Annotated in this window: 5 protein-coding genes; all 5 read left to right on the top strand. The window is 70.7% G+C overall.

Annotated features, from left to right (window positions below; all coding sequences use genetic code 11):
* On the top strand, positions 1-572 hold a 572-nt coding region (locus ADY01_RS31915), incomplete at its 5' end, for an MDR family NADP-dependent oxidoreductase (RefSeq protein WP_049580217.1).
* Between the two features lie 139 nt (positions 573-711).
* Positions 712-2,058, top strand: coding sequence for an extracellular solute-binding protein (locus tag ADY01_RS31910; protein WP_199826358.1), 1,347 nt, complete (start codon positions 712-714; stop codon positions 2,056-2,058).
* Complete coding sequence (locus tag ADY01_RS31905; RefSeq protein ID WP_049580216.1) at positions 2,055-3,020, top strand: carbohydrate ABC transporter permease; 966 nt, start codon at positions 2,055-2,057, stop codon at positions 3,018-3,020. The genes ADY01_RS31910 and ADY01_RS31905 overlap by 4 nt, the downstream gene beginning before the upstream one ends.
* An 8-nt stretch (positions 3,021-3,028) precedes the next feature.
* Positions 3,029-3,922, top strand: a complete 894-nt coding sequence (locus tag ADY01_RS31900) for a carbohydrate ABC transporter permease (RefSeq protein WP_049580215.1) — start codon at positions 3,029-3,031, stop codon at positions 3,920-3,922.
* 143 nt (positions 3,923-4,065) lie between these two features.
* Positions 4,066-5,400, top strand: a complete 1,335-nt coding sequence (locus ADY01_RS31895; protein WP_049580214.1) for an extracellular solute-binding protein — start codon at positions 4,066-4,068, stop codon at positions 5,398-5,400.
* The last annotated feature ends 18 nt before the right edge of the window (positions 5,401-5,418 follow it).

Below are 5,418 nucleotides of genomic sequence, written 5' to 3'. Positions count from 1 at the left end.
TGGTCTTCGTCTCGGGGGCGGCGGGCGCGGGCGGCCGGGCCGGGCAGATCGCGCGCATCAAGGGCGCGGCGCGGGTGATCGGCAGCGCGGGCTCGGAGGAGAAGGTCCGGCTGCTCATCGAGGAGTACGGCTTCGACGCGGCGTTCAACTACCGCGACGGGCCGGTGGCCGAGCAGGTGGCCGCCGCCGCCCCCGAGGGCATCGACCTGTACTTCGACAACGTCGGCGGCGATCACCTGGAGGCCGCGCTCTCCGCGCTGAAGACGCACGGGCGGGCCGTGCTGTGCGGAATGATCGGGCAGTACAACGACGCCGATCCGCCCGCCGCGCCCCGCAACCTCGCGGTGGCGGTGGGCAAGAGGCTCCGCCTGGAGGGCATGCTCGTCGCGGACCACGCGGCGCTGCTCCCGCGGTTCACCGAGGAGGTCGCGGGCTGGCTCGCCTCGGGCGAACTCCGGTACCGCGAGACGGTGGTGGAGGGCATCGAGTCGGCGGTGGACGCGTTCATCGGCATGCTGCGCGGCGTGAACACCGGGAAGATGATCGTGAACCTGGCCGATCCGGCGGTCTGATCCCGGGGCGGGCCGCGCCCTTGGCCTGAAAAGTTTCTCAGGTCTCCGCACAACCGTTGACCCGGGCATGCCCCGCACCTACGTTCTCGTTCGTAACTCCGATCCCCGTTCGGGATTACGAATCACGAGGACGGGCCGCATGAATCGATCATCCCTGCCACCTCCGGGCCCGAGCCGCCGCAGGCTGCTCGGCTCCTTCGCGGGTCTCGGGGCGCTCGCCGCCGCGGGCGCGGCCGGGTGTTCCGCGCCGAGCCCAGGGGGCTCGGGCCGGACCCAGCTGCGCTATTGGCACCTCTTCGGGGGTGGCGACGGCGTCAACATGGCCGCGATGCTGGACGCGTTCCGGCAGAGCCACCCCGACACCTATCTGGAGGACGCCACCCTGGAGTGGGGCGCCCCCTACTACACGAAGCTCGGCATGGCGGGCGCGGGCGGCCGGGCCCCCGAGGTCGCCGTGCTCCACATGGCGCGGCTCACCGGGTTCGCCCCCGGGCGGCTGCTGAACCCGTTCGACCTGGACCTGCTGGCCGAGTTCGGGGTCACGCCCGCCGACTTCCCCGAGAACCTGTGGGCGCGCGGCGCCGTCGAGGGCGAGCAGTACGCGGTGCCGCTGGACACGCACCCGATCGTCCTCTACTACAACACCGACGTGTGCGAACGGGCCGGGCTGCTCGACGGCGACGGCGTGATCCGACCGATCGAGGGGCGCGAGGAGTTCACCGCGGCGATACGGGCGGCGGGCGAGGTCACCGGGCAGCCGGGGCTGGTGATCGAGACGCTCGGCGCGGACACGGTCGGCCCCTGGCGGATCTTCTCCACGTTCTACGCCCAGACCGGCGGCACGCTGCTCAGTGACGACGGGGCGACGATCACCATCGACGACGCCAAGATGCTGGACGTCCTGGAGTACATGCGGATGCTCGGCGACGAGGGGCTGATCGTGCCGCGCGTCGACTACCAGGGCACGGTCGGCGTGTTCTCGGCCGGGGAGACCGGGTTCTTCCTCAACGGGGAGTGGGAGGTCTCGACCTTCACCAACACCGGGCTGCCGTTCTCCATGGCCCGGGTGCCCAACGTCTTCGGCAGCGGCGCCGCCCAGGCCGACTGCCACTCGTTCGTGCTGCCCAACCAGGACGGCCGTGGCGGGCGGGCCAACGAGGCCGCCCACGAGTTCGTGGCCTGGATGCTGAAGAACTCCGTCGACTGGGCGGCCGGCGGCCATGTCCCGGCCTATCTGCCCACGCTGGAGGAGCCGGACTATCTGGCCATGCGACCGCAGTCCTCGTACCGCTCGGTGATCGACGACGTGGCCCTCGACCCGCCGGCCTGGTTCGCCGGCTCGGCCTCCTCGATGTGGCTGGAGCTCGGCGCCGTCTTCTCCGGCGTCCTCACCGGCTCGCGCTCCCCACAGAACGCCCTGGAGGAGGCGCGGTCCCGGCTCCAGGACCTTCTTGACACGCCAAGCCCGTTCGGGGAGAGCACATGACGACGACAGCCCGGCAGCCGCGCGGCGGTGTCGGTGGGTCCGTGGCCCCGCCGTCCCGCCCGCCGGCGCCGCCGCGCGGCATACGCCGCCACTGGAGCGAGCACGGGCTCGCGTTCACCGGCCCCTTCCTCCTGGTCTACGCCGCCTTCCTGGTCGTCCCGCTGATCTGGGGCGTCAGGATGAGCCTGGGGAACGACGACATCGCCGGCACCCAGTCGGACTTCATCGGCCTGGACAACTACGCCGAGGCGCTCAAGGACCCGGACGTGTGGTCCTCGCTGTGGAACACGGTCTGGTTCACGCTGCTGTCCACCGTGCCGCTGGTCGTGATCTCCCTGGTGCTGGCGCTGCTCGCCCACCACCTGCGGTTCGTCAGCTGGCTGTGGCGGCTGAGCTGGTTCGCGCCGTTCCTGCTGCCGTCCGGCGTGGTCTGCCTGCTCTGGCTGTGGGTGATCTACCCGTCCGACTTCGGCTTCGCGGACCAGCTGCTCGCGGCCTTCGGGCTCCAGCCGGAGATCGGCTGGCTGACCGACACCCGCTACGCGATGCTGTCGATCGTCATCACCACCGTGTGGTGGACGGTCGGCTTCAACTTCCTGCTCTACCTCGCCGCGCTCCAGGCCATCCCCCGGCACCTCTACGAGGCGGCGGAGATCGACGGGGCCGGTTCCTGGCAGCGGCTGCGCACGATCACCCTGCCGATGCTCAGCAGGACGACGGGCGTGGTGCTGGTGCTTCAGCTGCTCCACTCGCTGAAGATCTTCGACCAGGTGTACATCATGACCGGCGGCGGCCCCGACGACTCGACCCGGCCGATCCTCCAGTACGTCTACCAGACCGGGTTCACCGGTTACCGGATCGGTTACGCCTCGGCGATCTCGTACATCTTCTTCGCGCTGATCGTGATCGTCTCGCTCATCCACCTGCGGCTGACCCGCCGTTCGCGGGAGGAGAACTCATGACCAGTGCAATGACCGCCGTGCGTGCGGTGGGACGGGCCATCAGGCCGGGGGACGAGGAGGACGGGGGCGGGCGGAAGGCGCGCTGGACCCGGGGGCGCGTGGCCCTGCTGGCCGGCGCGCTGGTGCTCGCCGTGCTGTGGGTGCTGCCGCTGGCCTGGGCGCTGGCCACCTCGCTCAAGCCGGAGGACGAGACCACCGACACCGGGCTGAACTGGCTCGGCTCGCGGATCACGTTCCACGCCTACGAGCAGGTGTGGGAGTCGGGCGACCTGACCCGCTGGATGCTCAACACCGCCTACATCGCCTCGATGACCACGCTGCTCACCGTCGTGCTGACGGCCATGGCCGCCTACGGGTTCAGCCGCACCGAGTTCCGGGGCCGCAAGCTGCTCTACGGCCTGGTGATGGCCGGGATCATGGTCCCCCCGCAGGTGCTCATCGCGCCGCTGTTCGCGGAGATGGTCGCGCTCAACCTGGTGGACACCTACTGGGGCGTGATCCTGCCGCAGATCGCGACGCCCGCGATGGTGTTCATCCTCGTGAAGTTCTTCGAGGGGCTGCCCCGCGAGCTGGAGGAGGCCGCCTATGTGGACGGCGCCGGGCGCTGGCGGGTGTTCTGGCAGATCGTGATGCCGCTGTCCCGGCCGGTGCTGGCGGCCGTGGCGATCTTCACGTTCATCCAGACCTGGAACAACTTCCTGTGGCCGTTCCTCGTCACCACCGACCCCAACGCGATGACGCTGCCCGTCGGCCTCGTCAACGTCCAGTCCACCTACGGCGTCCGCTACGCCCAGGTGATGGCGTCGGTGATCATCGGCGGGCTGCCGCTGCTGATCGTCTTCGTCTTCTTCCAGCGGCAGATCGTGCGCGGCGTCGCGCACACCGGCATCGCCGGGCAGTAGGCGCGCGGCAGCCGCACGACAGCGCTCCCCGAGAACTTTCCGGGGAGTGCTGTCGTAACTGTTGACCTCGTGAGGGGCGCCCCCATACGTTTCCCGTCCGGAGATACGACCGGCATTCGATATTCCGAACGAGAGACGCGGGGATGAGCCCGAGCCCCTTTCTGCACCGACCCAGCCGCCGCACCCTGCTGCGCTCCACCGCCGCGCTGGGCGCGCTGACCGCGCTCGGCGGGACGGCCGCCTGCGGCTCACCCGCCTCGCTCGCCGGCGGCGGCAACAGGATCCAGTTCTGGAACCTCTTCAGCGGCGGCGACGGCGCCAACATGCGCGCCATGCTGGAGCGCTTCCGCGACGAGCACCCCGGCATCGAGGTCGAGGACACCACCCTCGCCTGGGGCGACCGTTACTACACCAAGCTGGCCATGGCGGGCGCCGGCGGGCGCGCCCCCGACGTCGGGGTCCTGCACCTGGGCCGCCTCGCGGGCTTCGCGCCCGGCCGCCTCCTCGACCCCCTCGACACCGACCTGCTGCGGGAGAACGGCGTTCTCCAGGAGGACTTCAACCCCACGCTGTGGGAACGGGCCACCATCGACGGCCAGTTGTACGGCCTGCCGCTCGACATCCACCCCTCCGTCCTCTACTACAACCGCCCGGCCTGCGAGACGGCCGGGCTGCTCGACGGCGACGGGCGGCTGATCCCGATCGAGGGCACCGAGGCGTTCTTCGCCGCCCTCGACGCCGTGCGCGAGGTCATCGGGCAGTCCCCGCTGGGCTGGAACGCGCTGATGCCCGGCGAGTGCTGGTGGACCTTCGTCGGCCTCTACGCCCAGACCGGCGGCACCATCCTCGACGACGGGGGCACCGAGATCACCCTGGACGACGACCGCGCCGAGGAGGTGCTCGCGTTCATGGCCCGCCTGGTCGCCGACGAGTACGCCATCCCCGGGCAGGACCTCGTCGGCTATCTGGTCAACGGCGGCGGCTTCATCTTCTTCGGCAACTGGCTGGTCGTCGACTTCGCCACCGCCGGGATCGAGTTCGGCGCCACGCCCTACCCCACCCTCTTCGGGCAGCCCGCCACCCAGGCCGAGTCGCACCTCCTGGTCCTGCCCCACCAGGGCGGCCGGGGCGGCACCGCCGACGAGGCCGCCCACACGCTGATCTCCTGGCTGGTGCGCAACAGCATCTCCTGGGCCGAGGCCAGTCATGTCCCGGCGTATCTCCCGGTGTTGGAGGACCCCGCCTACCTGGCGATGGAGCCGCAGTCCGAGTACCGGGGCGCCATGGACATCGCCGCCTTCGACCCGCCCGCCTGGTTCTGCGGCACCTCCTCGCGCGTGCAGACCGATGTCGGCGTGCACCTGTCCGCCGCCGCCATGGGCTCGGTCACCCCCGCCGAGGGCGTCGCCGCCATCCGGTCCGCGCTCACCGAACTCCTCGGCACCCGCAACCCGTTCGGCGAAGGGAGCGCCTCATGACGGCCGTCGCCACCGCCC

The organism is Streptomyces sp. SBT349, from assembly GCF_001083795.1.
GTDB lineage: Bacteria > Actinomycetota > Actinomycetes > Streptomycetales > Streptomycetaceae > Streptomyces.
This window is presented reverse-complemented; position numbering and strand designations above follow the sequence as displayed.